This window comes from Brevundimonas subvibrioides, from assembly GCF_027271155.1.
Taxonomy (GTDB): Bacteria; Pseudomonadota; Alphaproteobacteria; order Caulobacterales; family Caulobacteraceae; genus Brevundimonas; species Brevundimonas subvibrioides_D.
The window spans coordinates 814,474-838,284 of the sequence record NZ_CP114542.1 but is presented as its reverse complement, the minus strand read 5'-3'; the positions used below and the strand labels follow the sequence as shown (position 1 = coordinate 838,284).

Sequence of the window (23,811 nt, the reverse complement as noted above, 5' to 3'; positions counted from 1 at the left end):
GTTGCGGTCGCGCTGGCCAGACATCACCTAGGCGAAGCCCCCAAGGAGCCTCCCCATGCCCATCGCCACCCGCGCCTTCGCCGCGACCACATCCACTGCGCCGCTGACCCCCTATACCTTCACGCGCCGCGATCCGGGGGCGGACGATGTCGCCATCGACATCAGGTTCGCGGGCATCTGCCACTCGGACCTGCACATCGTGAAGAACGACCTGGGCAACACCGTCTATCCGATCGTCCCGGGCCACGAGATCGCGGGGATCGTCACGGTCGTCGGCGCGAATGTGACGCGGTTCAAGGTCGGCGACCGGGTCGGAGTCGGCTGCATGGTCGACAGTTGCCGGGTCTGCGGGCCGTGCAAGGCCGGCGACGAACAGTACTGCGTGCCCGGCATGACCGGCACCTATGGCGCGCCCGACAAGCACGCCGACCAGTCCGGCGAAAAGATCACCCAGGGCGGATACTCGGACAAGATCGTCGTGGATCAGGCCTTCGTCGTCACCATCCCGGACTCCATCCCGCTGGATGCCGCGGCCCCTCTGCTGTGCGCCGGGATCACCACCTATTCGCCACTGAAGCACTGGGGCATCAAGGCAGGATCGAAGGTCGCCGTGATCGGCCTGGGCGGCCTCGGTCACATGGCCGTCAAGCAGGCGGCCGCTATGGGGGCCGAGGTCACCGTGCTGTCGACCTCGGATCGCAAGAAGGCCGACGCCGAGCGGATGGGGGCGAAGCATTTCCTCATCAACTCCGACAAGGCCGCGATGAAGGCGGCGGCCGAGAAGTTCGACCTCATCATCAACACCGTCTCGGCCACGCACGAGATCGCCGGGCACCTGCAACTGCTGGCCCACGACGGCACCATGGTCATGCTGGGCCTGACGACGGAGGCCATGCCGGTCTTCGCCCTGCCGCTTCTGTGGCGTCGCCGCTCGGTCGCAGGATCCCTGATCGGCGGCATCCGCGAGACCCAGGAGATGCTCGACTTCTGCGCCGAACACGGCCTGGCCTCCGACATCGAGGTCATCGCACCGTCGCAGATCAATGAAGCCTATGCCCGGCTGGAGAAATCCGACGTCCGCTACCGCTTCGTCATTGATATGAGCCGGTTAGGTGAAGTCGACTGAGACTTCTCAATTCCCGGGAGGGCAACTAGAAATCGAAGCGACGAACCGGTGGGGGGCTGGCTGTGTTGCGATTTTTGTGTGCGCTCGCACTTTTCCTCGGCCTGGCCGCCCCATCGGTTGCAGAGGCCGTACAGGATCGAGGCATTGCCCCGCCCAATCCTGCGGTATCGGCTCAGGCGAGCGCCTTTGGTGCGGCACCGGCCTTTCACGATATTGCACTGTCCCCCGACGGCAGCCGGATCGCCCGAATCGCTCAGCACGACGACCGATATCGGCTCGAGGTTTGGGCCGTAGGCGATCTTTCTGCGCCGACAGCGATCTACACCTTAAGCCGCTACAACATAGCGAACTGGTTGGTCTGGAAATCCGATAGTCGGCTTCTGGTCAGCACCAGTCAGCCGATGTCCCGCTTCGGCTTCCTGCTTTTCGAGACCCGGTTGTCCGTGTTCGATCCAGGATTGAGCCATCCGGTCCGACTGGCCCAGAGACATCGGCCGCCGGACGGCTACCCCGCTTTCCAGGACCGGTTGATAGACATGTCGCCGGACGATCCCGACGGCATCCTGATCGCTTTCAACTGGGTGACCCCGGAAGAGCCGGCTGTTCAGCGCGCGGACCTTCGCAACGGTCGCCTGACGACCGTCCTGAGTGGTGGCCGGAACATCCAGAGCTGGTTGTTTGAGCCCCGAGATCGCGTTTTCATCGGGATCGGCGACAAGGAGGGCGCTCCGCAGATTTTTCGCGCGACTGAAACCACCGTCCCGACCGCCGTAACAATACTCGGGGCGGGCTCGACATTCCGACCGCTGGGATTTGACGGTTCGGCAGATCGGCTGGTCGTGGCATCCAACCACGAGCCAGGGCCTCTGGGCATCTATGTCTACGACCTCGCCGTGGGCGGCTTTGTGGAGACACTTTTCAAATCGGACCGATACGATGCCGACGCGGTGATCCGGTCTGCAGACGGAACCGGAGTGGACGGAGTCGTCTGGATCGACGACGACCGACGGGTTACCTGGCTGAACGACAACGCCCAGGCGCTTCACGACCGGCTGAAGAATCTGACGGGGTCGGAAGAACTGACCGTCGCATCACGAACGCCGGATGGCCGTCGCCTGATCGTGATCACAGGAGACGGAGGTCGATCGTCCGGCAGCGTCCTGATTGATCTGCAGACCGATACGGTCACGCCGCTGTGGCGCATCTCGCCAGCGCTGGACGAACGGCCCGTCGGCGCGACCGCCTCGGTGTCCTATACGGCCCCCGACGGGGTCTCGATCCCGGCCTATCTGACACTCCCGCCGGGCATGGCCCGGGAAGACGCACAACGAATTCCCTTCGTGGTCCTGCCACACGGCGGACCCAGTGCGCGTGACAGTGCGGAATTCGACTTTCTGGCGCAGTTTCTCGCATCGCTCGGATATGGCGTCCTTCAACCCAACTATCGCGGCTCAAGCGGCTATGGGGAAAGCTTCCGGCGCGCTGGCGATCAGCAGTGGGCCGGGGCTGTTCTTGGCGATGTATCGGCCGGAACCCGCTGGCTGGTGGACCAGGGTCTCGCCGATCCTGACCGTGTCTGTGTGGTCGGCTGGTCCTTCGGCGGTTACCTCGCGCTGATGTCGGCGGTGGAATACGCGGATCAGTACCGGTGCGTGGGCGCGATCGCGCCCGTGACCAGCATTCCGCATATCATTGACTACAGTCGTCGATTCCGTGGCGGTCGTGACGAGATGGCACGAATGTTCGGCATCGGCTGGAATGATCGGGCCCGAAACGCTCGAGCCTCCCCGTTGAACCGCGTGAGCGACATCGCCACCCCGGTATTCATGGCCTATGGAACCGGGGACGATGTCGTACCGCCTGCCCAAGGCTATGAAATGTATCAGGCGATGCTGGCGGAAGGCGTTGATATGAGCGTCCTGTCGATCATCGGTGCCGACCATTCCATGAGTCGCCAGCCCGATCGGACGCTGCTTCTGGCTTCGCTTGAGGCATTCCTTGCCAGCTATCTGGGTCCGTTGCCCGGGCGACCTGACTGATCTCACCCGTTTCCGTAACGGACGGGGCGCGCTATGAGAGATCAGCAGCAGCCGTGCATGAGATACGGCACCAAAAGGGCAAGGACACGCACATGGCACGAGTGGCACTGGTCACGGGTGGAACCCGTGGCATCGGCAAGGCAATCGCGCAGCGCCTGAAGGAAGACGGCATGGCCGTCGCCTGCGGCTATTCCGGCAATGCCGAGGCGGCCGAGGCCACGGCCCGCGAGCTGGGCGTCATGGTGGTGAAGGGCAACGTCGGCTCCTATGACGACTGCGCCCGCGCTGTCGCCGACGTGGAGGCCGAGCTGGGTCCCATCGACGTGCTGATCAACAACGCCGGCATCACCCGCGATGGCTTCTTCCACAAGATGAGCGCCGACCAGTGGTCCGACGTGATCCGCGTCAACATGGACAGCGTGTTCAACATGACACGCCAGGTCATCAACGGCATGCGCGACCGGGGCTTTGGCCGCATCGTCAACATCTCCTCGATCAACGGCCAGAAAGGCCAGATCGGCCAGACCAACTATTCCGCCGCCAAGGCCGGAATGATCGGCTTCACCAAGGCTCTCGCCCTTGAAAACGCTCGCAAAGGCGTGACCGTCAACTGTATCGCGCCCGGCTATATCGACACCGAAATGGTGGGCGCGATGGACCAGAAGGTGCTCGATTCCATCATCGCCCAGATCCCCGTGGGCCGTCTGGGCAAGGGCGAAGAGATCGCCGACATGGTGTCCTGGCTGTCGGGCGACCGTGCCGGATATGTCACAGGCTGCACCCTGTCGCTGAACGGCGGCCAATACCTGGTCGGCTGACCGACGGACTGCCCAAAATCCGCCGCGCACCCGGCGCAACGATCCGGCCATGAAGTTCAGGGTCCGGGTCGAGACGGCAGGAAAGCCGATCGCGTCGGCGATGGCGGTCGCCATCGGCGTCGTAGCGACCCTTTTTGAGTCGAGCAGCGCGGTGGCGCAGGTGCGTGGCAACGCACAGGCGGAACAGAGTCGAACCCTCGGCATCCGACCTTCGGTGGCCGGTCTGCCGCCATCGGGCCGATACATTTCCGAGAGCGGTGAGTCCTTCATCTTCGACGGCTCGGGCTCGCGGCCCCTGTTCCGCTTCGAGCGCAGGGCAGAGACATGGGTCCTTCGGACCTCGCCCGCTCCGCGCGGCGACGTCATCTATCGCAATGACGCAGGGGCCCAGATTCTACGGGTAACGCCCGGAGGTGGGGTCACCCTCTATACAACCCGCGCGCCCAACGGTTCACCTGCCTCGGTGGCCGGACCAGCCGCTCCGCTCAGCCTGCCCCAGATCACGCCCACGCAGCTGATCACCTTCTCGATACAGCAGAGCGGCCGGATGAGCGCGGCCCTGGGTCATTTGGTTGCCGTCAACATCGAACTGGACCGCCCGGGATCGGAGCCCGTCGTCGCCGAAACCATCAGCGTGGTCACCGAGGCCGTGCTGCGCATGTCCCGCTCGGCGACCGTTCGGAACCAGGTGGCTCAGGTGCGCCGCATCCAGATCGAGGAAAGCGATCGTGCGTCCGTCTCTTTCTCCAACGGCGTCCTGATCATACTTTTCGTTGGTAATCAGGGCTTGGCCGGACGCCCGTCTTCAGCCCGCATCATCCGAGCCGTTTCAGCCGGCTAGCCCGCAAAGCCGTCCTTCGCCGCCCGCCGCCGCGCGAATTCGGCCGCGTCTCCCGCCGTCAGGAAGGGGTTGAAGGCCCGCTCCACCGCCATGGTCGTCGGCACGGTCGGCTCGCCCCGCTCGCGCGCCGCAAAGATCGATGCCGCATGGGCCGCGACTTCGGGACGATCGTCCACACTCAGGGTGAAGCGCGCATTGGCAGCCGTGTATTCGTGGGCACCATACAGGACCGTCTCATCGGGCCAGGCCAGCAGGCGGCCCAGGCTGTCCCACATCTGTTCCGGCGTCCCCTCGAACAACCGCCCGCAGCCCAGCGGGAACAGGGTGTCGCCGGTGAAGGCGATGCCGTCCTCCACCGAGCGCAAGACGACGTGGCCCAGCGTATGGCCTGGGGTGGCCGTGACATGCAGGCGGGTCTGGCCGATCGTGACCAGATCGCCCTCCTCGATCACCCGATCCAGGAGAGCGACCTTGCGAACCTCTTCCGGACCCCAGATGTCACAGCCAGTCTCGGCCTGAAGCCGGGCGTTGCCCTCGGTGTGATCGGGGTGCCAGTGGGTGTTGATGATCCGGTCCAGCCGACCCCATCCCAGCGACGCGATCCCGTCGAGGATCACCTGGGCGTCCGGCGTGTCGATCGCAGCGACCGTCCCCGTCGCCTCGTCCCGTGCCACAAAGGCGTAGTTGTCTGTGCGCGCCGGAAACAGATGAACGGTCAGGGGCATGGGGTCGTCCTTGGATCGCGGGGCCTGATGGCCATATAGTCCTCGCCATGCGCCGCGCCATCGAAGACCTGCGAACCTTCTACGGCGAACCCACCGGGGCGCTGGTCCGGCGCCTGCTGGCCAGACGCCTGGACGATGCGTGGGGCGAGGCCAACGGGTGCGATGTGCTGGGCATAGGCTATGCCACGCCCTGGCTGGATGCCTTCGTCGGCGCGCGTCGTGTGATCGCCGCCATGCCCTCCGGCCAGGGGGTCGAGCTGTGGCCCGCCGCCGGTCGCAACCGCACCCTTCTGGTCGACGACCGGCGACTGCCGTTCGCCGCCGGATCGTTCGACCGTGTGCTGCTGGTCCATGCCCTGGAAGAGGCGGACGATCCGACACAGCTGCTGACCGAGGCGGTGCGCGCCCTGGCACCCGCCGGTCGGATCATCCTGGCCGCCGCCGCCCGGGGCGGTCTGTGGGCGCGGGCCGAGGCGACGCCCTTCGGTCATGGCCGGCCTTTCACGCGAGGCCAGCTGGAGCGGCTGGTGCGCGCGGCGGGGCTGGAGCCCACGGCCTGGTCCCAGACCCTGTATGTCCCGCCGTGGCCACCGCTGCTCGGACTGGCCGACGGGTTCGAGCAGGTCGGTCGCCGGATCGCCCCGGGCTTTGCGGGTGTCATCCTGCTGGAGGCCACGCGCCAGGCCTATGCCCACGTCCGCCCCACGGGCGTGGCCCAGCGCGTCCGGGCCGAGGCGCGCGGCCTGCAGCCCCAGCCTGCCGCACGCACGCCAAACGCAACCGGGCTGGATGCGGAACGCGAACCGCTTTAATCGGCTCAGCCATGCACCGCCTGATCCTGATGCGTCATGCCAAGACCGAACGCACCGCCGTCTCGGGTCTCGATCGCGACCGGGCCCTGACGCCCCGCGGGCTCGACGACGGGATCCTGATGGGCCGTGTTTTGGCCGACAAGGGGCTGAGACCCGACCTGGCCCTCGTGTCTCCGGCCGTGCGCACGCGCCAGAGCTGGGATGCGGTTCACGAGGCCATGGGCGACGTGGAGGTGCGGATCGAACCGCGCCTCTACGATGCGTCCACCCATACGATCCGCCAGCTGGTCCAGGACGCGGAGGAACAGGCGGGCTGCCTGCTGGTCATGGCCCACAATCCGGGCGTCCACACCCTGGCGCTGGAGTATCTGACGGAAAGCGCCGCCTCGCCTTCCATTCTGGACCGGATGGCCGGGGGGTTCCCGACGGGAGCCGCCGCCGTCTTCGAGGTCGATGTCGCCGGTCGCTGCGCCTACGATGGATTCCTGACGCCCAAGGCTTTCGGTGGCGGAGCGGACGAGTGAACGATCCGATCGCCTTCAAGATCATCGACGCCGCCGAATGGCGAAATGCCCTCGCCGAGGGAGTCTACGACGGCTCGGACGTCGACATCGCCGATGGGTTCATCCACCTGTCCACCGCCGAACAGCTGCCCGGCACGGCCGGGAAACACTATGCCGGACGAGCCGGTCTGATGCTGCTCAGCGTCGATCTGACGGCGCTGGGCGACACCGTCCTGTGGGAGCCGTCACGGGGCGGGGCGCTGTTTCCGCATATCCACGGCCCGCTTCCGACCCGGGCGGTGACGCGCGCCCGGCCCTGTTCCATATCGGCGGACGGCGGTTTCGTCTTCGAGGATGGCGCGGCGTGATCCGCGATTTCGGCGCGGCCGCGCTTCGTCTGCTGGACCCCGAAACGGCGCACGGACTGGCCATCCGGGCCCTGAAGCATGCGCCGGTCCCCGCCGCGGCCCCCGACGACCCCATCCTGGCGACCCGCATCGCCGGGCTGGACCTGCCCAATCCGGTCGGTCTGGCGGCTGGCCTGGACAAGAATGCCGAGGCTCTGGCCGGCCTGTCCCGTCTCGGCTTCGGCTTTGTGGAATGCGGCTCGGTCACGCCGCTGGCCCAGCCCGGCAATCCCCGGCCGCGCCTGTTTCGCCTGACCGAGGACCGGGCGATCATCAACCGGATGGGATTCAACAATGACGGCCTTGACGCCTTCGCCGCCCATCTGCGTCGCCGACCGCCTGCGACGATCGTGGGGGCCAATCTGGGGGCCAACAAGGACACCGAAGATCGCGCCGCCGACTATGTCACCGGCTTGCGCAGGCTCGGCGGACTGTCCGACTATTTCACCGTCAACATCTCCTCTCCGAATACGCCGGGCCTTCGCGCCCTGCAGGGCCGCGACGCACTGGACGACCTGCTGGGTCGCGTCGCAGAGGCGCGCTCGACGCCCGCCCCCGTCTTTCTGAAGATCGCGCCCGATCTGACGGCCGACGAAATCACCATGATCGTGGAGGCCGCCCTGGCCCACCGCATCGATGCCCTGATCGTGTCCAACACCACGCTGGACCGGCCCGAAAGCCTCCGCGCGCCGGATCGCGCCGAAGCGGGTGGCCTGTCCGGCGAACCCCTGAAGGCGCGCGCCCTGACCGCGCTGCGTGACGCCGCCGCCGCCGCCGGCGGCCGGATTCCCTTGATCGGTGTGGGCGGAATCGCTTCGGGCAAGGACGCCTGGGACCGCATTCGGGCCGGGGCAACGGCGATCCAGATCTATTCGGCCCTGATCTATGAGGGGCCCGGTCTGGTCGGCCGGATCAAGCGAGACCTCGCCGCCAGACTTCGAGCCGAGGGCTTTTCGACCATCGCCGAGGCGATCGGCCGGCCGCGTTGACGGAGCGTTAGGCCAGACCTGACATAGTCTGCGAATGCGGGACCAGCCCCGCCGGTTTGCAGGGGCAAGAATGTCGGAGGCCAGCACGGACACGTCGCACAGCTGGGCCCCCGCGATCCGCAGCCGTCGCCGCGCGATATTGCAGCGCCTGGGCATGGGCGCCGCGACCGCCATGATCTTCAGCCCGATGTTCGGCTGGAAGTTCAGCACGCTGTGGGTCACCGGATACTTCCTGATCCAGTTGCTCGAGATGCTGGTCTTCGCGCCCATCACAAGCGGCAAATCCGAGCGAATGGGTCCGCTGCGCAACGCGGCCGGCTGGGTTCTGCTGTTTTCCAATTCGGCGGCGTTCGGCAGCCTGTCGATCCCGCTGTGGATGACGGCCGGACCGATGGGCGGTGTCTGCGCGGCCATCCTGTGCGCCTCGGGTGCCATCTACGGCACGATCAACTCACCGGGATCGCGCGGCGTTTTTGCGGTGACGATCATACCGCACTTCCTTTACATGTTCGCCACGCCATTCTGGATGTCCTGGTATGGCGCATCGCCGTCCTTCCTGACCGCCGTCTGCGTCGCCTATGGTGTGTTCGGCACCTTCTGCCTTTCGACCTGGAAGAGCATGGACCGCGCTGCCCAGGCCGAAAGCGCCGCGCGCCTGGACGCCGATCGACGCCGGGCCGAGGCGGAAACCGCCATGACCGGCCGCGCCGCCTTCCTGGCCGCCGTCGGCCACGACCTGCGCACGCCGATCGGCGCAATCGTGTCGGGCGCAGCCGAGCTGGAACGCGGGGCCGTGGACGGGGCCGCCAGGTCGCAGGCCGCCCTGATCACCGATGCCGGCTTCATGATGAAGGCCTTGCTCGACGACCTGCTGGACCACGCCAAGCTGGGCGCGGGCCGCATGACGGTCGAGACGGTCGATTTCAACCTGCGCAGCGTGATCGCCCAGACCGTGATGTTCTGGCAGGGAGAGGCCCGCGCCCGGGGGCTGGCCCTCCGCGTCGAGGGAGCCTCCAGCGTTCCCGCAGCCGTTCGGGGCGACCCCATGCGGCTTCGCCAGATCCTGAACAATCTGATCTCCAACGCCATGAAGTTCACGACCGAAGGCTCGGTCACCCTGAACCTGAAGGTCTGGACCGAAGAGCCCGCCAGCTATGCCGTGCTGATCGAGGTGGCCGACACTGGCCCCGGCATGACGACGGATCAGCTGGACCGTCTGTTCACCCCCTTCGACCAGACCGAGGAGGGCGTCAGTGCGCGCCACGGCGGCTCGGGCCTGGGCCTGTCGATCAGCCGTGATCTTGCCCATTTGATGGGCGGTCGGCTGACGGCGCGCAGCCGACCTGGCCAGGGCGCCGCCTTCACCCTGTCGATTCTGCTTCCCAAGGGCGATGCCGGAGCGATCGCACCCAAGACCCTGAGCGACGACAGCCGTGGCGACATCGTCCGCAGTCTGACCTCACGCATGGCAGACACCCAGGCCGCGCGGATCGTTGAGGATGCGCCGGTCGAAATCGCTCCGGCCCCCGAAGATCCGGTCGAGGAGGTCGTCGAGCCAGACGAGGGCGAACGGCCCCTGCGTGTCCTTGTGGTCGATGACCACGACATCAACCGTCGGGCTGTCGAGCTGATCCTGACCCCGCTGGGATGCGACATTGCGACGGCCGCAGATGGCCTGCTGGCCCTGGCCCAGTGCGAGACCACCGCCTTCGACGTCATCTTCATGGACGTGCGGATGCCGGAACTGGATGGACGCGAGGCCACGCGTCGGCTGCGCGCTGGCGGAGGCATCAATGCCGACGTCCCCGTCATCGCCGTCACCGCCGACACCGCGCCGGACGACATCGCCGCCTGCATGGCCGCGGGCATGACCTATTTCGTCTCCAAGCCCCTGACCCCCGCCTCCCTGCTGGGCGCATTGAACCAGGTCCTGTCAGGGGCTCAGGACGAGACGGCCCCGGCCGCTGCCGAGACCGTCGTCGCGGCGTAGCGCCCCCGGATCAGAGCTGCGCGAGCAGGTGCTCGGCCGACGAAACCTTGAACTCGCCGCCCTGCTCGATGTTCAGCTGCTCGACGACACCATCCCTGACCAGCATCGAATAGCGTTGCGAGCGCTCGCCCATGCCGAAGCCGCGCGCGTCCAGTGTCAGGCCCAGCGTCCGCGTGAAATCGCCCGACCCGTCGGCCAGCATGATGACGTCGTCCTCGGTCAGGCTCTGGCTCTCCGCCCAGGCCTTCATCACGAAGGCGTCGTTGACCGACAGGCAGGCGATGGCATCGACACCCTTGTCCGCCAGGGCCGACTTGTTGTCGACAAAGCCCGGCAGGTGGCGGGCCGAACAGGTCGGGGTGAAGGCTCCCGGCACAGCGAACAGGGCGATCGTCTTGCCCTCGAAAAAGGCCTCAGTCTGAACCGGGCGGGGACCGTCGGCGGTCGGGGTCATCAGGACAGCGTGGGGGATGCGTTCGCCGATCTGGATCGTCATGGGCTGGCTCCGGAGAAGAGGACGGATGGCGCACGGGGCACCGATGCCGTCCTCTAGGGCGACCGGGCCGCCCCGCCAAGCGACATCGTGATCCACCCCGCTTGCGCCCGGGCCTTCCGCACCCGATCATCCCCTCATGATCGGTTTCCAATCTCTCGCCGGACGCCTGCTGGTGGCCATGCCCGGAATCGGCGATTCCCGGTTCGAGCACGCCGTGATCCTGGTCTGCGCCCACGGTCCGGATCACGCCATGGGCCTGCGGATCGACCGGCCCGCTTCCGGCGTGACGTTGAAGAGCGTGCTGAACCGGCTGGACGTCGCCGCCCCCGATCGCACCGCATCGACGCCCGTTCTGGTGGGTGGCCCGGTAGAGCGCGAACGGGGCTTCGTGCTGCACACCGACGACTGGACGGTCGAGGACAGCTCCTCACCGATCGTGGAGGGTCTGTCCCTGACCGCCACGCGCGAGGCCCTTGGCGCCATGACCGATCCACTGATCGGCCCGCGGCGTTCGGTGCTTCTGCTGGGCTATGCGGGCTGGGGCGACGGTCAGCTGGAAGAGGAGCTGGCCGACAACGTCTGGCTGACGGCCGATGCAGACATGGACCTGCTGTTCGACACCGACTTCGATACGAAATGGGCCAGGGCCCTCGCCGGGATCGGCGTCGATGCCGCCCGGCTGTCCAGCCAGAGCGGACGGGCATAGAGCCTGATCGGCATCGGCGGAATCGCGAAGCGATCCCACCTCGGCCGATCAGTCTTCAGGCCGAGCGGGCCTTCAGGGGCGCGGCACCATCGGACAGGCTTTCGTTCAGATAGACCTCCGCCTCCTGCGCGGGCAGGGCGGGGGCATAGCCGAATCCCTGGCCATAGTGGCACTGGTCGTCGAGCAGCAGCTTGGCCAGGGTGGCATTCTCGACCCCTTCGGCGACCACTTCCAGCGACAGGTCGCGGCCCAGGCTCACGATCGACTTGACGATCTTGGCCGAGCCCTCGTCCTTGTTCATCGTCAGCACGAAATAGCGGTCGATCTTCAGCGTATCGAACGGCAGGCGCGCCAGATAGCTGAGCGAAGAGAATCCGGTTCCAAAGTCGTCCAGCGCCAGCGAGGCCCCGACGTCCTTCAGTTTCTGCAGAATGCTGGCGGCCGATGCCGTATCGCGCATGATGTCGCCTTCGGTGACCTCCAGCTTCAGCGCACCGCGCGGCAGGCCGGTCTCCCTGATGACGCGGGCCACGTCATCGACCAGGTTCGGCCGCTCGATCTCGCCGACCGACAGGTTCACCGAACAGAACAGCTTTCCGGCCGTGGGGTGGCGTTGCAGCCAGTCGGCCAGCTGTCGTGCCGACTGGGTCATCATCATCAGGCCGAGGTCGTTCATCAGGCCCATCTCGGCGGTCAGGCCCAGAAACTCGTCGGGCGGCACCAGACCGCGCTTGGGGTGACGCCAGCGGGCCAGGGCCTCGAACCCGGCCACGGCCCCGGTGTTCAGGTTCACGATCGGCTGGAAGAAGGGCTCGATCTCGCCGCGCACGAAGGCGTTCCTCAGATCCGCCTCCAGCGCCAGTCGGGACAGGCTGTCGCTTTCCAGCGCCCGGCCATAGACGGCGGCCCCGCCGCGTCCGACCTTCTTGGCCGAACCGACGGCCAGCTCGACCCGGCGCAGCAACTCGGCGGCATCGGGCGCGTCCGGCCCACCTTCGCAGGTGACCGAGCCGATCGAGACGGTCGGATAGATATCGAACCCGGCGACCCGCAGGGGCTGCTCCAGGGCCGCGCGCAGGCGGTCTGCGGCATTGCCGATCCCGCGCGGCAGCAGGACCGCGAACTCGTCCTCTCCGATGCGGGCGGGCGAGGCGTCGTGAGAGAAGGCGGCCGACATCCGCGACCCCAGCGCCGAAATCACCATGTCCGTCCGTTCGTGGCCGAGCGCCTCGTTCAGACGGCGAAGCCGGTCGACGTCGGCGACGACCATGTCGTATTCGCCCGGTGCCGTCAGTGCCTCTGCCGCGCGGTTCAGGAAGGTTCGACGGTCCAGCAGGCCGGTCAGGGAATCCTTGTCCGAGCCGGAGATCCTCGTCTCCATGGCCACCATACCGGCGGCACGAAGGCCGTCCTCCAGCCAGACGCCGCGCCACAGACAGGTCTCGGCCCCCCGCATGCGCAGTCGCACTGCGACTTCGGTTCCTTCCTCGGCGGGCTTCAGGATCCGTTCGGCCAATGCCCGGTCCTGGGGCAACGACAGGGCGATGAAGGCGGCGCCCGAGCACTCCGGGGCCAGGAGGCCCAGACCCAGCGATCGTGTCGCGCCGGTGAACCGAAGCGAATCTTCGGCCGGCGTCCATATCCACAGGACGGAATCGGCGGCGGCAAGCGCCTCGATCGCCGTGGTCGCGTCCCAGGTCTGAAATCGGGATCGCCCGGTCACGAGGTCATGGTTTCCTTCAGCGGTGGCTTCGCACCACGGGATCGTCGCACACGAGGCCGAACAGCACATGGTCTGCCCACACCCCGTTAATTTTGAGATAAGCTCTGGCCTCGCCTTCCTTCACAAAGCCCGCTTTTTCCAGCACCCGGCGCGACGCCAGGTTGCTCGGCAGGCACGACGCCTCCAGCCGGTGCAGGCGCGCCGACTGGAAGGCGAAGCGCGTCATGGTCCGCACCGCCGTCGTGGCAATCCCCTGTCCCGCGAACGGTTGACCGATCCAGTAGCCCAAGGTGCCTGTCTCTGCCACGCCGCGCCGTACGTTCGACAGGGTGATCGCACCCAGCAGCGTGCGCCCTGATGGATCGAATACGAAGAAGGGCCAGGCGTGTCCCAGCTCCATCTCCCGCGCATAGACCCCCAGCCGCCGTCGATAGGCGGCCCGGGTCAGGTCATCGTCGGGCCAGGACGGCTCCCAAGGCTGAAGATAATCGCGCGACTGTTCGCGCAGGGCGGACCAGGCCGCATAGTCGCCCGCCCGGGGCGGCCGCAGCAGCACCCCCTGGCCCTCCACCACGGGACCGGTTGCATCCGTCATCCAGTCCAGCAGGGCCATGAGACCGACGATAGCGCATCAGGCCTCTCTCTCCCAGAGGGACCGGGACGCTATCCTGCCACCCGCTCCACGAACGCCCTGCCCGCGCCTGCCGCCGCCTTCGGCCCCAGAACCGCCGTGGACGCCCGCCCCGATGCCAGCACCCGCGCGCCGACCGCCTTCAGGTCGTCGCCCGACACGGCCTGCAGCCGCGCCACGGTATCGTCCGATGCGACAGGCCGTCCGAACATCAGGGTCTGGGCGGCGTTGCGCCCGGCGCGGCTGGCCGGACTCTCGTCCGACATCCACACACCGCCTCGCAGGACCGCCTTGGCACGCGACAGCTCTGCATCCGTCGGCCCCTTGTCGGTCAGATCGCGCACCTCGTCGGCGCAGACCCGGGCCAGTTCGACCGAGCGGTCGGCCGCCGCCCCGGCGTAGATTCCCAGAACGCCGGTGTCATCATAGGGCTCGTGATAGGCGTCGATGGCATAGGCCAGCCCACGGTCCTCCCGGGCGCTCTGGAACAGGCGCGAGGCCATGCCGCCGCCGAGGATCTCGCTGAACAGCCGCATGGCGGGCATGGCCGGATCGTGGACCGGGATAGCCGGCAGCTGGAACACCAGATTGGCCTGCTCGATCTTTCGGCTCAGCGTCGCCACCCCCCCGGTGAAAACGGCCGGCTCCGGCGCATCGGCAGGCATGGCCACCGCATCGCCGAACCAGCGCTCGGCCAGAGCCAGAAGTTCGGTCTCGTCCACCGCACCGGACACCGCGACCACCATCCGGTCCGGCGAATACAGCCGCGCGCGCCAGGCCTCGATCGAGGCGCGATCGACGGGTTTCAGGCTGTCCACGGACCCCAGGATCGGTCGGCCCAGGGGCTGGCCGGCAAAGGACCGGGTCTGGGCCATCTCGAAGACGTGGTCGTCGGGCGTGTCGAACGCCTCGGCGATCTCCTGGGCCACGACGTCCTTCTCGCGTTCGATCTCGGCCGGATCGAGCGTGGGACGAAAGACCAGGTCCGACAGGACCTGCATGGCCAGACCCAGCGACCCGTCCAGCGCGCGGATTTCGAAACTGGTCCGCTCATAACCGGTAGCGGCGTTGATCGAACCGCCCTCGGCCTCGATCCGCTCGACGATCTCGCGCGCGCCCATCTCGCCCGCGCCCTTGAAGACGAGGTGTTCCAGCAGGTGCGACCAGCCGGACCGGCTCTCGCTCTCCCACCGGGTGCCGCCGCGCACGGCGACGGTCAGGGCCAGGGTGCGCAGGCCCGGCATGGGGTCGCAGACCACGCGGACGCCGTTTGACAGGGTATGGATCGTGGCGGTCAGGAAATGGGTCCTTTGCCCTGTCGCTCCGCAGGCGGTGCGGCGGTGATTGAAGGCGTGGTTCCGGATCGGCGGACGAGCACCGCCACATAGAAACCGATCAGGGCCAGCGCCAGACCGAACCAGGTCAGCGCATAGCCGAGGTGGTTGTTCGAGAAGGCGGCCGGCGGGGCCGTGGCGATCAGGGCCGGAATCTCCGGATTGGGCGAGTTGAGCGCATAGAGGGTGAATTCGGACGGCGGCGGGGCGCCGAGCGCCGTCGCCATCGCCGCATTATCCCGGCCGAAGAATCTCCCCTGCGACGGCGCAGGCACCATCGGGCCCGGAGGGGGCGTGCGACGCAGCTCGACCACCATGGCCAGCGGCAGGGTCGAGGCCATCACGCGCGGCCGCTCGATCACCGCATCGGGCAGGAAGCCGCGATCGATCAGGAAGGTCTGGGCCATACCCTCGGGCACGCAGGCCGAAACCAGACGACGGCCCGGCTCTCCGTCATGGATGGATTGCAACTCGACGAAGGCGGCGGTCGGCAGGCCGCGACAGACCACCAGCGCCTTGCGGAATTCCGGGTCGATCGCTGTCAGGACCTCGGCCAGCGGCGCGGGTGCAAGAAGGGCGGCAGCCTCCGCCCGGTCGATCAGGCCCTCCTTCCACTTCAGGCGCTGGACCTGCCATGTGCCGAGGGCGCAGAGGATGATCACGCAGACGGCGATGAAGGCCGTCAGCAGGATCGGGAAACGCGGCGCGCTGGATGTCGTGTCAGTCATCGCGCCCTGCCTGTCCGGCCCTGTTGCGCATCTGCAGGGCGATCATGGCTCCCTTGCCCGGTCGCATCAGCCCCAGCGACAGGATCAGAACCAGCGGCAGGAAGATCACCAGATGGACCCACATCGGGGGCGACCAGGCGATCTCCACGAACAGGGCGGTAAATACCACGATCCCGCCGGCGATCTGCATGACGAAGATCGCGGCCCCGTCGCCCGTGTTCAGCCGGGTGAAGTCGAAGCCGCAGACAGCGCAGGTGTCGACCACCTTCAGGAAGCCGGAAAACAGCCTGCCCTTGCCGCAGTTCGGGCACCGGCAAAGCAGACCGGCGCGGATCGCATGGATCCGCGCCGGCCGGGTCGCATCGGGTTTAACGGGGCCTTCGGTCAATCCCGGCCTTAGCCGAAGATGACGTAGACGAAGGCGAACAGGAACAGCCAGACCACGTCCACGAAATGCCAGTACCAGGCCGCCGCCTCAAAGCCGAAATGCTTCTCCGGCGTCAGCTGGCCAGCCAGCAGCCGTCCCAGGCAAACCGCGAGGAAGATGGTGCCCATCAGGACGTGGAAGCCGTGGAAGCCCGTCGCCATGAAGAAGATGTTGCCATACAGCTTGGAGTTCCCCGCCTCGGCGTTGAAGAACTCCTGGGAGTGCAGGATGTGGTGGTATTCGTAGGCTTGCACCAGGGTGAAGAAAACGCCCAGCGCCACAGTGATGATCAAGCCCAGGCGCGCACCCTTGCGGTCGCCGATCTGCAGCGCATGGTGTGCCCAGGTCACCGTCGTGCCGCTGAGCAGCAGGATGACGGTGTTCAGCAGCGGCAGCTGCCACGGATCCAGCGTCTCCACTCCCTTGGGCGGCCACGTCGACCAGGCGGCGGCGGTGTCGGCCCAGTTGCCGATTTCCGGGATGTGGGCCCGCGCCTCGTTGAACACGGCCATCTCGAAGAACATCCAGAAGAAGGCCGCGAAGAACATGACTTCCGACGCGATGAACAGTGTCATGCCGTAGCGCAGGCCGATCGACACGACCGGGGTATGGTCGCCACGCCGGCTTTCCTTGATGACGTCGGCCCACCAGCCGAAGGCGGCATAGAGCACCCCGGCCAGACCGGCGAAGAACAGCACGGAATTGCCCTCGGGGATGCCGAGCACGCCCTTCATCCAGGCCACGGCCCCGACCATCATGATGGTCGTGGCGATCGAGGCGATCAGCGGCCAGGGACTGGGATCGACCAGGTGGTAGTCGTGGTGAGGAGCGTGGGCCATGCGTCTTACGGGCTCTGAATCGTCGAGATCGGGAAGGTGTCGAGGGCTATAGCGTTGGCAGTCAGCCCGCGCCAGTGGTGGCGGGCTTTTCGTCATCGGAGACGGGATAGAAGGTGTAGCTCAGCGTGATTTCCTGCACGCCCCGGGTCTCGGCGTCGGTGGCCAGTTCGGGCGCGACAAAATACTGGACGGGGAATTTGCGGGTCTCGCCCGCGGCGATCGTCTGGTCGTCGAAGCAGAAACACTGGAGCTTCTGGAAATAGGCCCCCGTCGTCTCGGGCACGACGTTGTAGGCTGCGCGCGCCAGGATCGGCTGGTCCGAGGTGTTGGTCACGTCGAAATAGGCCAGGCCCGTCTCGCCGATGCGGACCTTCTGGGTCACCTGCTCGGCGCGGAAGGTCATCGGCAGGTGGCGGACATTGGTATCGAAACGGACCGTCACCATCCGGTCCAGAACCTCGGTCGGTGCCGCCTCGGCCCGACGGACCGTCCCGTCGAAGCCTGTGACCTGGCAAAACATCTTGTACAGCGGCACCGCCGCGAAGGCCGCCCCCGTCATGGTGAGCACCAGGGCCCCGCAGACCAGGGCGATGGCATTGGCCGATTTCAGCTTGAGCCGCATCAGCGCGACCGTTCCGCCACGGCCTGCTGCTGGGCCGTGCGCTCGGCCAGGTTCCGCTGCATGCGCAGGAAGGTGGTCGAGAAGATCAACACGACGAAGGCGGCCAGTCCCAGGGCGATCCACAGGCTGCGGCGGTTCCGGGCGGCGAGTTGTTCAGACGTCAGATAGGTGGGCATGGATCAGATCCCGGTAAGGCCGAAGCTCTCGACCAGAAGGGCCGCGAACAGGGCCATCAGATAAAGGATCGAGAAGGCGAAAAGATTGCGTGCCGGTTTGGCCTCCGCGCGCACATCATACAATGCGGCCTCTCGCCCCACGGCCTCGGCCTTGTCCGGCGAATCGCCCGCGCGCGAGCGCCAGATGCGGACGGCCAGGACCAGGAACAGCACGCCGCCGCCGATCGACACGGCCAGATAGACAGGGCCGCCCATGCCCGTGAAACCGGGCGCGATCGCGACGGGGACCAGCAGCAGGCTGTAGAGCAGGATCTGCAGACGCGTGGACTTTGCGCCGCGCGCCACCGGCATCATCGGAATGCCGGCCTTGGCGTAGTCGCCGGTCGAATAGAGCGCCAGCGCCCAGCTGTGCGGCGGCGTCCACAGGAAGATGATCAGGAACAGCAGCCACGCCTGCCACGGGGCCGAGCCCGTCGCCGCCGCCCAGCCGATGACCGGCGGAAAGGCGCCCGCCGCGCCGCCGATGACGATGTTCTGGGGCGTCCGGCGCTTCAGCATCAGGGTGTAGAAGACGGCGTAATAGACGATGGTCATCAGCAGCAGGCCGGCTGCGAACCAGTTGGTGTTCATGCCCAGCAGCATCACGGAAAAGATCGACAGTACCACGCCAAAGGCCATGGCGTCGTTCTTCTTCAGCCGACCCGCCGCGACGGGCCGGCCGCGCGTGCGCCGCATCAGGGCGTCGGTTTCGCCCTCCAGCGCCATGTTGAAGGCCCCCGCCGCACCGGCGCCGATGGCGATGCACAGCACCGCGATGGCGCCGACGAACGGATTCACCGACCCCGGGGCCACGACCAGCCCGGTCAGGGCGGTGAACACCACCAGCGACATCACGCGCGGCTTCAGCAGCTGGAAATAGTCTTCCGGCTGGGTCGTCGAGACGGTGGGGGTGACGGTCACGGGGGTCTGGGTCATCTGAAATGTGAGAGGGCCGCCCCCCGGTCGGGAGACGGCCCTCGTCCTAACACGAACGGGACGGGTTTAGTGGCTGTCGGCCTTCACCACCGGCAGTTCGTTGAACTGGTGGTGGGGCGGAGGCGAGGACAGGGTCCACTCCAGGGTCGTGGCGCCTTCACCCCAGGGGTTGGCGACACCCTTGCGACGACGGATCGCCGCCTCGGCCAGCATGACCAGGAACACCAGCACACCGACGGCCGTGATCGCATAGCCCCAGGACGAAACCGCGTTCCAGAAGGCGTAGGCGTCGGGATAGTCGACATAGCGGCGCGGCATGCCCTGCAGACCCAGGAAGTGCTGCGGGAAGAAGACGATGTTCACGCCGACGAACATGATCCAGAAGTGCAGGCACCCCAGGAACTCGTTGTACTTCACGCCGAACATCTTCTCGAACCAGTAGTAGAAGCCGGCGAAGATCGCGAACACGGCGCCCAGCGACAGCACATAGTGGAAGTGGGCCACGACGTAATAGGTGTCGTGCAGGCTGTAATCGATGCCCGCGTTGGACAGGACCACGCCGGTCACGCCGCCGACGGTGAACAGGAAGATGAAGCCGATGGCCCACAGCATGGGGGTCTTGAAGCTGACCGAACCGCCCCACATCGTGGCGATCCAGCTGAAGATCTTCACGCCCGTCGGCACCGCGATGATCATGGTCGCGGCGATGAAATAGGCGCGCAGGTTCACGCTCATGCCGACCGTGTACATGTGGTGGGCCCACACGATGAAGCCAACGAAGCCGATGGCGACCATGGCGTAGGCCATCGCCAGGTAGCCGAACACCGGCTTCTTGGAGAAGGTCGAGACGATGTGGCTGATGATGCCGAAGCCCGGCAGGATCAGGATGTAGACCTCGGGGTGACCGAAGAACCAGAACAGGTGCTGGAACATCACGGGATCGCCGCCACCGGCCGGATCGAAGAAGGCGGTGCCGAAGTTGCGATCGGCCAGCAGCATGGTGATGGCGCCGGCCAGGACGGGCAGGCTCAGCAGCAGCAGGAAGGCGGTGACCAGCACCGACCAGGCGAACAGCGGCATCCGGTGCAGGGTCATGCCCGGCGCGCGCATGTTGAAGATGGTGGTGATGAAGTTGACCGCGCCCAGGATCGACGAGGCGCCCGCGACGTGCAGCGAGAAGATCGCCAGGTCCATGGCCGGACCCTGGTGGCCGACGGTCGACAGCGGCGGATAAATGGTCCAGCCACCGCCGAAGCCGCGTCCCGGTCCGCCGTCGACGAACATCGACAGGCACAGCAGGATCCAGGCGGCGACCAGCAGCCAGAACGAGATGTTGTTCATGCGCGGGAAGGCCATGTCCGGCGCACCGATCATGATCGGCACGAACCAGTTGCCGAACCCGCCGATCATGGCGGGCATGACCATGAAGAAGATCATGATCAGGGCGTGGGCGGTGACCACGACATTGTAGCCGTGCTTGGACTGCTCCACGAGGCCCATCAGGGCGACGCCCGACCCCTCGGTGAAGATCTGGATGCCCGGCTCGGCCAGTTCCCAGCGGATCAGGCCCGACAGGGCCCCGCCCACGATGCCCGCCATGATGGCGAACAGCAGGTACAGGGTGCCGATGTCCTTGTGGTTGGTCGACAGGAACCAGCGGGTGAAGAAGCCCGGCTTGTGGTCGTGCTCGGCATGGGCGTCGTGACCCGGAGCGATGTCGTCGATGGTGATGTCGGTGGCCATGTCTGTCTCGGGCTCGCGTTTACTGGGCGGCCGGTGCGGCGGCGGCAGGAGCCGTCGTCGCGGAAGCGGTCGTGGGGGCGGCGGGGGTCGGAGCCTCGGCGACGGCCGGGGTCGCGGCGTCGCCGGCGGCGGCAGCCACCGGAGCCGCGGCGGCGGCGGTCGCAGCAGCGGCCGTGGCGGCGGCGTCGGCGGCGGCCGTCATCGAACCACCCTTGGAGGCGACCCAGGCCGCGAACTCGGCCTCGGTCACGACATTGATCTGGATCGGCATGAAGGCGTGGTCGACGCCGCACAGCTCCGAACACTGGCCATAGAAGACGCCGGTGCGCTCGGCCTTGAACCAGGTCTCGTTGACCCGGCCGGGGACGGCGTCGGTCTTCAGGCCGAAGGCCGGCAGGGCGAAGGCGTGGATCACGTCGGCACCGGTCACCAGCACGCGGACGGTCTTGCCGACCGGCACGACGATCGGCTCGTCGGCGGCCAGGCGATAGGGCACGCCCCGCGCCTTCGCTTCGTCCTCGGGCAGCATGTTGGAAATATATTCCGGCACGCCCTGGTCGGGATATTCATAGGCCCAGTTCCACTGGTTGCCCGTCGCCTTGATGGTCAGGTCGACCGGCGGCGTGTCGTGATAGGCGAACAGCAGGCGGAACGAGAACAGCGAGATACCGACCAGGATCATCACCGGCAGGACCGTCCAGACGATCTCGACGACCGTGTTGTGGCTCCACTTGGCCGGAACCGGGTTGGACTTCTCGTTATAGCGGAAGACGATCCAGGCCAGCAGGCCCAGCACCAGAACGCAGATGCCGACGATGATCGGCATCAGGATCACATCGTGGAAGAAGATCGCCTCGTGCTTCAGCGGCGAGGCGGCCGGCTGCAGGTCGATGCCGCGCGGAGTCGGCTGGCCCATCAGGTCCTGCGCCCACGTCGGGGTGGCGAAGAAGACGGCGAGCGAAGCGGCACCCAGAAGGTGTCCGGTCTTGCTCAGGGCTCGCGTGCCCAGTCCCATGCGAGAGTTCCTCTTATACATCTGCCAATGGGCCACGGAAAACGCCGCCCCGCCCGGCCTCCGGGGAGGGGCCCGACGATTTCAAGCGCGGTCCATATCGGGTCACTTCCCCCTTGCCAAGCGATACGGGCGCGTTCCGTCGCCGCAGGCGGCGGATTTCATCGACCCTCCCCCAGGTTAAATCGCTGTCATGTTTGAATAGCTACCTTGCAGCGCATGATACCTTGCGATAGCCTCCAGACATCAAAGGAGGTGTTCGGACATGCCCGAAACCATAGAGATACAGTTGAAGAAGGGGGTGCTGGGCCTGTGTGTCCTGGCGCTTCTGGCCCGTGCCGACAGCTATGCCTACGAGATCGCCAGCCGCCTGTCGGACGCGATCGACATGGGCGAGGGCACTATCTATCCGCTCATGCGCCGCATGCAGACCGATGGCCTGGTCGAGACCTATCTGGTCGAATCATCGTCGGGCCCGTCGCGCAAATACTATCGGCTCAGCCAGGCCGGCCGCGATGCGCTCGCCGCCCAGTCCGCCGAATGGACCCATTTCACCCGCGCCGTGGATGCGATCGTCGCAAACGATTCGCCCGTGGCGCCTGCTCCGGGAGAAGCAGCATGACCCGCGCCGAATTTCTCAGTCGTTTGAAGAAGGGGCTGGTCGGCCTGCCACTCTCGACGGCGTCGGACATCGTGAACGACTACGAGACCCATTTCACAGACGGGGCCGCTGCGGGCCGCACCGAGGCCGAGGTCGCCGCGGCCCTGGGGGATCCCGACCGCCTGGCACGCGAGCTGCGGGCCGAGGCCGGGGCCCAGCGCTGGCATCAGGAGAAGAACCCGTCAGCCGCCGCCGGGGCCGTGTTCGCCGTCCTGGGCCTGGGGGCCATCGACATCCTGATCCTGCTGCCCATCCTGATGGGGGTGATCGGCACCCTGTTCGGGTTCGCCATCGCCGTCATCGCCCTGTTCGTCTCGGGCGGAGCCATCATGGTCGCCGGGCCGTTCGCCGACCTGCCGGGCGGAGCCTTCGCCGCCATCCTGGCGGGTCTGGGCCTGATGGCCGGGGCCGCATCGGCCGGAGCCCTGCTGGCCATCGTCACCATCTGGCTGGTCAACGGCATCGTCTGGTTCGCCCGCCTGCACTACCGCCTGCTCAAGCCCGCGCTCGAGCCCCAATCCACCCAAGTCGTGGGAGACCCCGCATGATCCGGACCCTGTTCATCATCGCCGCCGCCGGCCTCGTCCTGGCCACGGCGTCCCTCGGCGGCGCCTTTGCCCTGGGGGGACGCGACATGGCCCGCCACGGCTGGTCCTGGACCTTCAAGGACCAGGACGGCGACACCGTCCGCTTCCAGCGGGCCGACGACACCCGCACCCCGGAGATCACCCGCCAGATCGCTTGGACCGGCGGCGACACCCTGACGATCGATCTGGCCGCCGACGTCGACTACGTCCAGGGCGACACGGCCGGCGTCACCGTCACCGGCCCGGCCGACCTGGTCGAGAAGGTCCGGCTGGTCGACGGCCGCCTGACCTGGACCGCCGACGATGCCGACGGCCCGAACCACGAGACGGTCGTCTTCGGCCGCAACCGCGACGGCCATGGCATGTGGGCCCATTCGGAAGCCGTCCATATCGTGGTCACGGCCCCGGACGTCTCGACCTTCAACCTGGAAGGCTCCGCCGACCTGACGCTGAAGGACTATGACCAGGACACGCTTGCGGTCGATATCTCCGGTTCCGGCGACGTCTATGCCAGCGGCCGGGTCCGCAGTCTGGAACTGGACATCTCCGGCTCGGGCGACGCCGACCTGTCGGGCCTGTCCGCCACTGACGCCAATGTCGCCATCGCCGGTTCGGGAGATGCCCGCATCGCCCCGACCGGCAAGGCCGATATCGCGATCTCCGGATCGGGCGACGTCGATGTCTCAACCCGACCCGCGACGGTGAACCAGAACATCTCCGGATCGGGTGACGTGAGCGTGGGGTGATCGGATCCTTCTCCCCTTGCGGGAGAAGGTGGCCGAGCGAAGCGAGGTCGGATGAGGGGTGACTCCCGGTCTGAAGGCCGAGGAACTCTGGATTGGATACGGCTCGTCCGTATCCTTACCCCTCATCCGTCAGCCTGCGGCTGCCACCTTCTCCC

Annotated in this window: 26 protein-coding genes; 13 read left to right on the top strand and 13 right to left on the bottom strand. The window is 66.9% G+C overall.

What is annotated here, in order from left to right:
• Positions 1-55 precede the first annotated feature (55 nt).
• The 4 genes from O3139_RS04125 (at position 56) to O3139_RS04110 (ending at position 4,824) form a co-directional block, all read left to right on the top strand.
• On the top strand, positions 56-1,126 hold the full coding sequence (locus tag O3139_RS04125) for an NAD(P)-dependent alcohol dehydrogenase (RefSeq protein ID WP_269515674.1): 1,071 nt from the start codon (positions 56-58) through the stop codon (positions 1,124-1,126).
• Between the two features lie 62 nt (positions 1,127-1,188).
• The gene (locus O3139_RS04120; protein ID WP_269515672.1) at positions 1,189-3,165 is read left to right on the top strand and encodes an alpha/beta fold hydrolase; all 1,977 of its coding nucleotides are present in this window, start codon (positions 1,189-1,191) and stop codon (positions 3,163-3,165) included.
• Positions 3,166-3,257: 92 nt separating this feature from the next.
• On the top strand, positions 3,258-3,983 hold the full coding sequence (phbB, locus tag O3139_RS04115; RefSeq protein ID WP_269515670.1) for an acetoacetyl-CoA reductase: 726 nt from the start codon (positions 3,258-3,260) through the stop codon (positions 3,981-3,983).
• Positions 3,984-4,032: 49 nt separating this feature from the next.
• Positions 4,033-4,824 (top strand): DUF4908 domain-containing protein, encoded by a 792-nt coding sequence (locus O3139_RS04110; protein ID WP_269515668.1) that lies wholly within the window; start codon positions 4,033-4,035, stop codon positions 4,822-4,824.
• On the opposite strand, the gene gloB is transcribed toward O3139_RS04110, so the two are convergent.
• Positions 4,821-5,549 (bottom strand): hydroxyacylglutathione hydrolase, encoded by a 729-nt coding sequence (gloB, locus tag O3139_RS04105; RefSeq protein ID WP_269515666.1) that lies wholly within the window; start codon positions 5,547-5,549, stop codon positions 4,821-4,823. The two genes, O3139_RS04110 and gloB, sit on opposite strands and share 4 nt — an antisense overlap.
• A gap of 47 nt (positions 5,550-5,596) precedes the next feature.
• Here gloB and O3139_RS04100 point away from each other — a divergent pair, with 47 nt between their 5' ends.
• From O3139_RS04100 to O3139_RS04080, 5 genes are all read left to right on the top strand, one after another.
• Positions 5,597-6,361 (top strand): class I SAM-dependent methyltransferase, encoded by a 765-nt coding sequence (locus O3139_RS04100; protein ID WP_269515665.1) that lies wholly within the window; start codon positions 5,597-5,599, stop codon positions 6,359-6,361.
• 11 nt (positions 6,362-6,372) lie between these two features.
• Positions 6,373-6,885, top strand: coding sequence for a SixA phosphatase family protein (locus O3139_RS04095; RefSeq protein ID WP_269515663.1), 513 nt, complete (start codon positions 6,373-6,375; stop codon positions 6,883-6,885).
• Positions 6,882-7,232, top strand: a complete 351-nt coding sequence (locus O3139_RS04090; protein WP_269515660.1) for a DUF952 domain-containing protein — start codon at positions 6,882-6,884, stop codon at positions 7,230-7,232. Before O3139_RS04095 ends, O3139_RS04090 begins: the two co-directional genes overlap by 4 nt.
• Positions 7,229-8,260: a quinone-dependent dihydroorotate dehydrogenase gene (locus tag O3139_RS04085; RefSeq protein ID WP_269515658.1), complete on the top strand. Its 1,032-nt coding sequence runs from the start codon at positions 7,229-7,231 to the stop codon at positions 8,258-8,260. The genes O3139_RS04090 and O3139_RS04085 overlap by 4 nt, the downstream gene beginning before the upstream one ends.
• Before the next feature lie 70 nt (positions 8,261-8,330).
• A complete protein-coding gene (locus O3139_RS04080; RefSeq protein ID WP_269515656.1) occupies positions 8,331-10,250 on the top strand; it encodes an ATP-binding protein in 1,920 nt (639 codons plus the stop codon).
• A 10-nt stretch (positions 10,251-10,260) separates the two neighbouring features.
• Here the strand turns inward: O3139_RS04080 and O3139_RS04075 are convergent, their stop codons facing one another.
• Positions 10,261-10,746, bottom strand: coding sequence for a peroxiredoxin (locus tag O3139_RS04075; protein ID WP_269515654.1), 486 nt, complete (start codon positions 10,744-10,746; stop codon positions 10,261-10,263).
• A gap of 136 nt (positions 10,747-10,882) precedes the next feature.
• Here O3139_RS04075 and O3139_RS04070 point away from each other — a divergent pair, with 136 nt between their 5' ends.
• Entirely contained in the window at positions 10,883-11,452 is a 570-nt protein-coding gene (locus O3139_RS04070) for a YqgE/AlgH family protein (protein WP_269515651.1), read from the top strand.
• 55 nt (positions 11,453-11,507) lie between these two features.
• Here O3139_RS04070 and O3139_RS04065 read toward each other — a convergent pair whose 3' ends face one another.
• The 11 genes from O3139_RS04065 to coxB form a co-directional block, all read right to left on the bottom strand.
• Complete coding sequence (locus O3139_RS04065; RefSeq protein WP_269515650.1) at positions 11,508-13,175, bottom strand: putative bifunctional diguanylate cyclase/phosphodiesterase; 1,668 nt, start codon at positions 13,173-13,175, stop codon at positions 11,508-11,510.
• Positions 13,176-13,191: 16 nt separating this feature from the next.
• A complete protein-coding gene (locus O3139_RS04060) occupies positions 13,192-13,788 on the bottom strand; it encodes a GNAT family N-acetyltransferase (RefSeq protein WP_269515649.1) in 597 nt (198 codons plus the stop codon).
• A gap of 50 nt (positions 13,789-13,838) precedes the next feature.
• The gene (locus O3139_RS04055; RefSeq protein ID WP_269515648.1) at positions 13,839-15,050 is read right to left on the bottom strand and encodes a M16 family metallopeptidase; all 1,212 of its coding nucleotides are present in this window, start codon (positions 15,048-15,050) and stop codon (positions 13,839-13,841) included.
• A gap of 50 nt (positions 15,051-15,100) precedes the next feature.
• The gene (locus O3139_RS04050; protein ID WP_269515647.1) at positions 15,101-15,868 is read right to left on the bottom strand and encodes an SURF1 family protein; all 768 of its coding nucleotides are present in this window, start codon (positions 15,866-15,868) and stop codon (positions 15,101-15,103) included.
• Complete coding sequence (locus O3139_RS04045; RefSeq protein ID WP_269515646.1) at positions 15,861-16,256, bottom strand: DUF983 domain-containing protein; 396 nt, start codon at positions 16,254-16,256, stop codon at positions 15,861-15,863. The genes O3139_RS04050 and O3139_RS04045 overlap by 8 nt, the downstream gene beginning before the upstream one ends.
• A gap of 8 nt (positions 16,257-16,264) precedes the next feature.
• Positions 16,265-17,134: a cytochrome c oxidase subunit 3 gene (locus O3139_RS04040; RefSeq protein WP_269515645.1), complete on the bottom strand. Its 870-nt coding sequence runs from the start codon at positions 17,132-17,134 to the stop codon at positions 16,265-16,267.
• A 61-nt stretch (positions 17,135-17,195) separates the two neighbouring features.
• A complete protein-coding gene (locus O3139_RS04035) occupies positions 17,196-17,756 on the bottom strand; it encodes a cytochrome c oxidase assembly protein (protein WP_269515643.1) in 561 nt (186 codons plus the stop codon).
• Positions 17,756-17,932, bottom strand: coding sequence for a hypothetical protein (locus tag O3139_RS04030; protein WP_269515642.1), 177 nt, complete (start codon positions 17,930-17,932; stop codon positions 17,756-17,758). Before O3139_RS04030 ends, O3139_RS04035 begins: the two co-directional genes overlap by 1 nt.
• A gap of 3 nt (positions 17,933-17,935) precedes the next feature.
• Positions 17,936-18,907: a heme o synthase gene (cyoE, locus tag O3139_RS04025; protein WP_269515641.1), complete on the bottom strand. Its 972-nt coding sequence runs from the start codon at positions 18,905-18,907 to the stop codon at positions 17,936-17,938.
• A gap of 66 nt (positions 18,908-18,973) precedes the next feature.
• Positions 18,974-20,650 carry a cytochrome c oxidase subunit I gene (ctaD, locus tag O3139_RS04020; protein ID WP_269515640.1) on the bottom strand — a complete coding sequence of 559 codons (1,677 nt, stop codon included), beginning with the start codon at positions 20,648-20,650 and terminating at the stop codon, positions 18,974-18,976.
• A gap of 19 nt (positions 20,651-20,669) precedes the next feature.
• Entirely contained in the window at positions 20,670-21,665 is a 996-nt protein-coding gene (coxB, locus tag O3139_RS04015; RefSeq protein ID WP_269515639.1) for a cytochrome c oxidase subunit II, read from the bottom strand.
• A gap of 262 nt (positions 21,666-21,927) precedes the next feature.
• Between coxB and O3139_RS04010 the strand changes: the two genes are divergently transcribed.
• The 3 genes from O3139_RS04010 to O3139_RS04000 are packed head-to-tail and all read left to right on the top strand — an operon-like array spanning position 21,928 to position 23,656.
• On the top strand, positions 21,928-22,284 hold the full coding sequence (locus O3139_RS04010) for a PadR family transcriptional regulator (protein ID WP_269515637.1): 357 nt from the start codon (positions 21,928-21,930) through the stop codon (positions 22,282-22,284).
• Positions 22,281-22,871 (top strand): DUF1700 domain-containing protein, encoded by a 591-nt coding sequence (locus tag O3139_RS04005; RefSeq protein WP_269515636.1) that lies wholly within the window; start codon positions 22,281-22,283, stop codon positions 22,869-22,871. Before O3139_RS04010 ends, O3139_RS04005 begins: the two co-directional genes overlap by 4 nt.
• Positions 22,868-23,656, top strand: a complete 789-nt coding sequence (locus tag O3139_RS04000; protein ID WP_269515635.1) for a GIN domain-containing protein — start codon at positions 22,868-22,870, stop codon at positions 23,654-23,656. The genes O3139_RS04005 and O3139_RS04000 overlap by 4 nt, the downstream gene beginning before the upstream one ends.
• The last annotated feature ends 155 nt before the right edge of the window (positions 23,657-23,811 follow it).

Coding starts and splice junctions, on each gene's coding strand:
- O3139_RS04095 (WP_269515663.1), top strand. CDS start 6,373: ATGCACCGCCTGATCCTGATGCGTCATGCCAAGACCGAACGCACCGCC.
- O3139_RS04075 (WP_269515654.1), bottom strand. CDS start 10,746: ATGACGATCCAGATCGGCGAACGCATCCCCCACGCTGTCCTGATGACC.
- gloB (WP_269515666.1), bottom strand. CDS start 5,549: ATGCCCCTGACCGTTCATCTGTTTCCGGCGCGCACAGACAACTACGCC.
- O3139_RS04080 (WP_269515656.1), top strand. CDS start 8,331: ATGTCGGAGGCCAGCACGGACACGTCGCACAGCTGGGCCCCCGCGATC.
- O3139_RS04035 (WP_269515643.1), bottom strand. CDS start 17,756: ATGCGGCTCAAGCTGAAATCGGCCAATGCCATCGCCCTGGTCTGCGGG.
- O3139_RS04100 (WP_269515665.1), top strand. CDS start 5,597: ATGCGCCGCGCCATCGAAGACCTGCGAACCTTCTACGGCGAACCCACC.
- O3139_RS04010 (WP_269515637.1), top strand. CDS start 21,928: ATGCCCGAAACCATAGAGATACAGTTGAAGAAGGGGGTGCTGGGCCTG.
- O3139_RS04125 (WP_269515674.1), top strand. CDS start 56: ATGCCCATCGCCACCCGCGCCTTCGCCGCGACCACATCCACTGCGCCG.
- O3139_RS04040 (WP_269515645.1), bottom strand. CDS start 17,134: ATGGCCCACGCTCCTCACCACGACTACCACCTGGTCGATCCCAGTCCC.
- O3139_RS04050 (WP_269515647.1), bottom strand. CDS start 15,868: ATGACTGACACGACATCCAGCGCGCCGCGTTTCCCGATCCTGCTGACG.
- O3139_RS04030 (WP_269515642.1), bottom strand. CDS start 17,932: ATGCCCACCTATCTGACGTCTGAACAACTCGCCGCCCGGAACCGCCGC.
- O3139_RS04000 (WP_269515635.1), top strand. CDS start 22,868: ATGATCCGGACCCTGTTCATCATCGCCGCCGCCGGCCTCGTCCTGGCC.
- phbB (WP_269515670.1), top strand. CDS start 3,258: ATGGCACGAGTGGCACTGGTCACGGGTGGAACCCGTGGCATCGGCAAG.
- O3139_RS04060 (WP_269515649.1), bottom strand. CDS start 13,788: ATGGCCCTGCTGGACTGGATGACGGATGCAACCGGTCCCGTGGTGGAG.
- coxB (WP_269515639.1), bottom strand. CDS start 21,665: ATGGGACTGGGCACGCGAGCCCTGAGCAAGACCGGACACCTTCTGGGT.
- O3139_RS04110 (WP_269515668.1), top strand. CDS start 4,033: ATGAAGTTCAGGGTCCGGGTCGAGACGGCAGGAAAGCCGATCGCGTCG.
- O3139_RS04055 (WP_269515648.1), bottom strand. CDS start 15,050: ATGCCGGGCCTGCGCACCCTGGCCCTGACCGTCGCCGTGCGCGGCGGC.
- O3139_RS04070 (WP_269515651.1), top strand. CDS start 10,883: ATGATCGGTTTCCAATCTCTCGCCGGACGCCTGCTGGTGGCCATGCCC.
- ctaD (WP_269515640.1), bottom strand. CDS start 20,650: ATGGCCACCGACATCACCATCGACGACATCGCTCCGGGTCACGACGCC.
- cyoE (WP_269515641.1), bottom strand. CDS start 18,907: ATGACCCAGACCCCCGTGACCGTCACCCCCACCGTCTCGACGACCCAG.
- O3139_RS04005 (WP_269515636.1), top strand. CDS start 22,281: ATGACCCGCGCCGAATTTCTCAGTCGTTTGAAGAAGGGGCTGGTCGGC.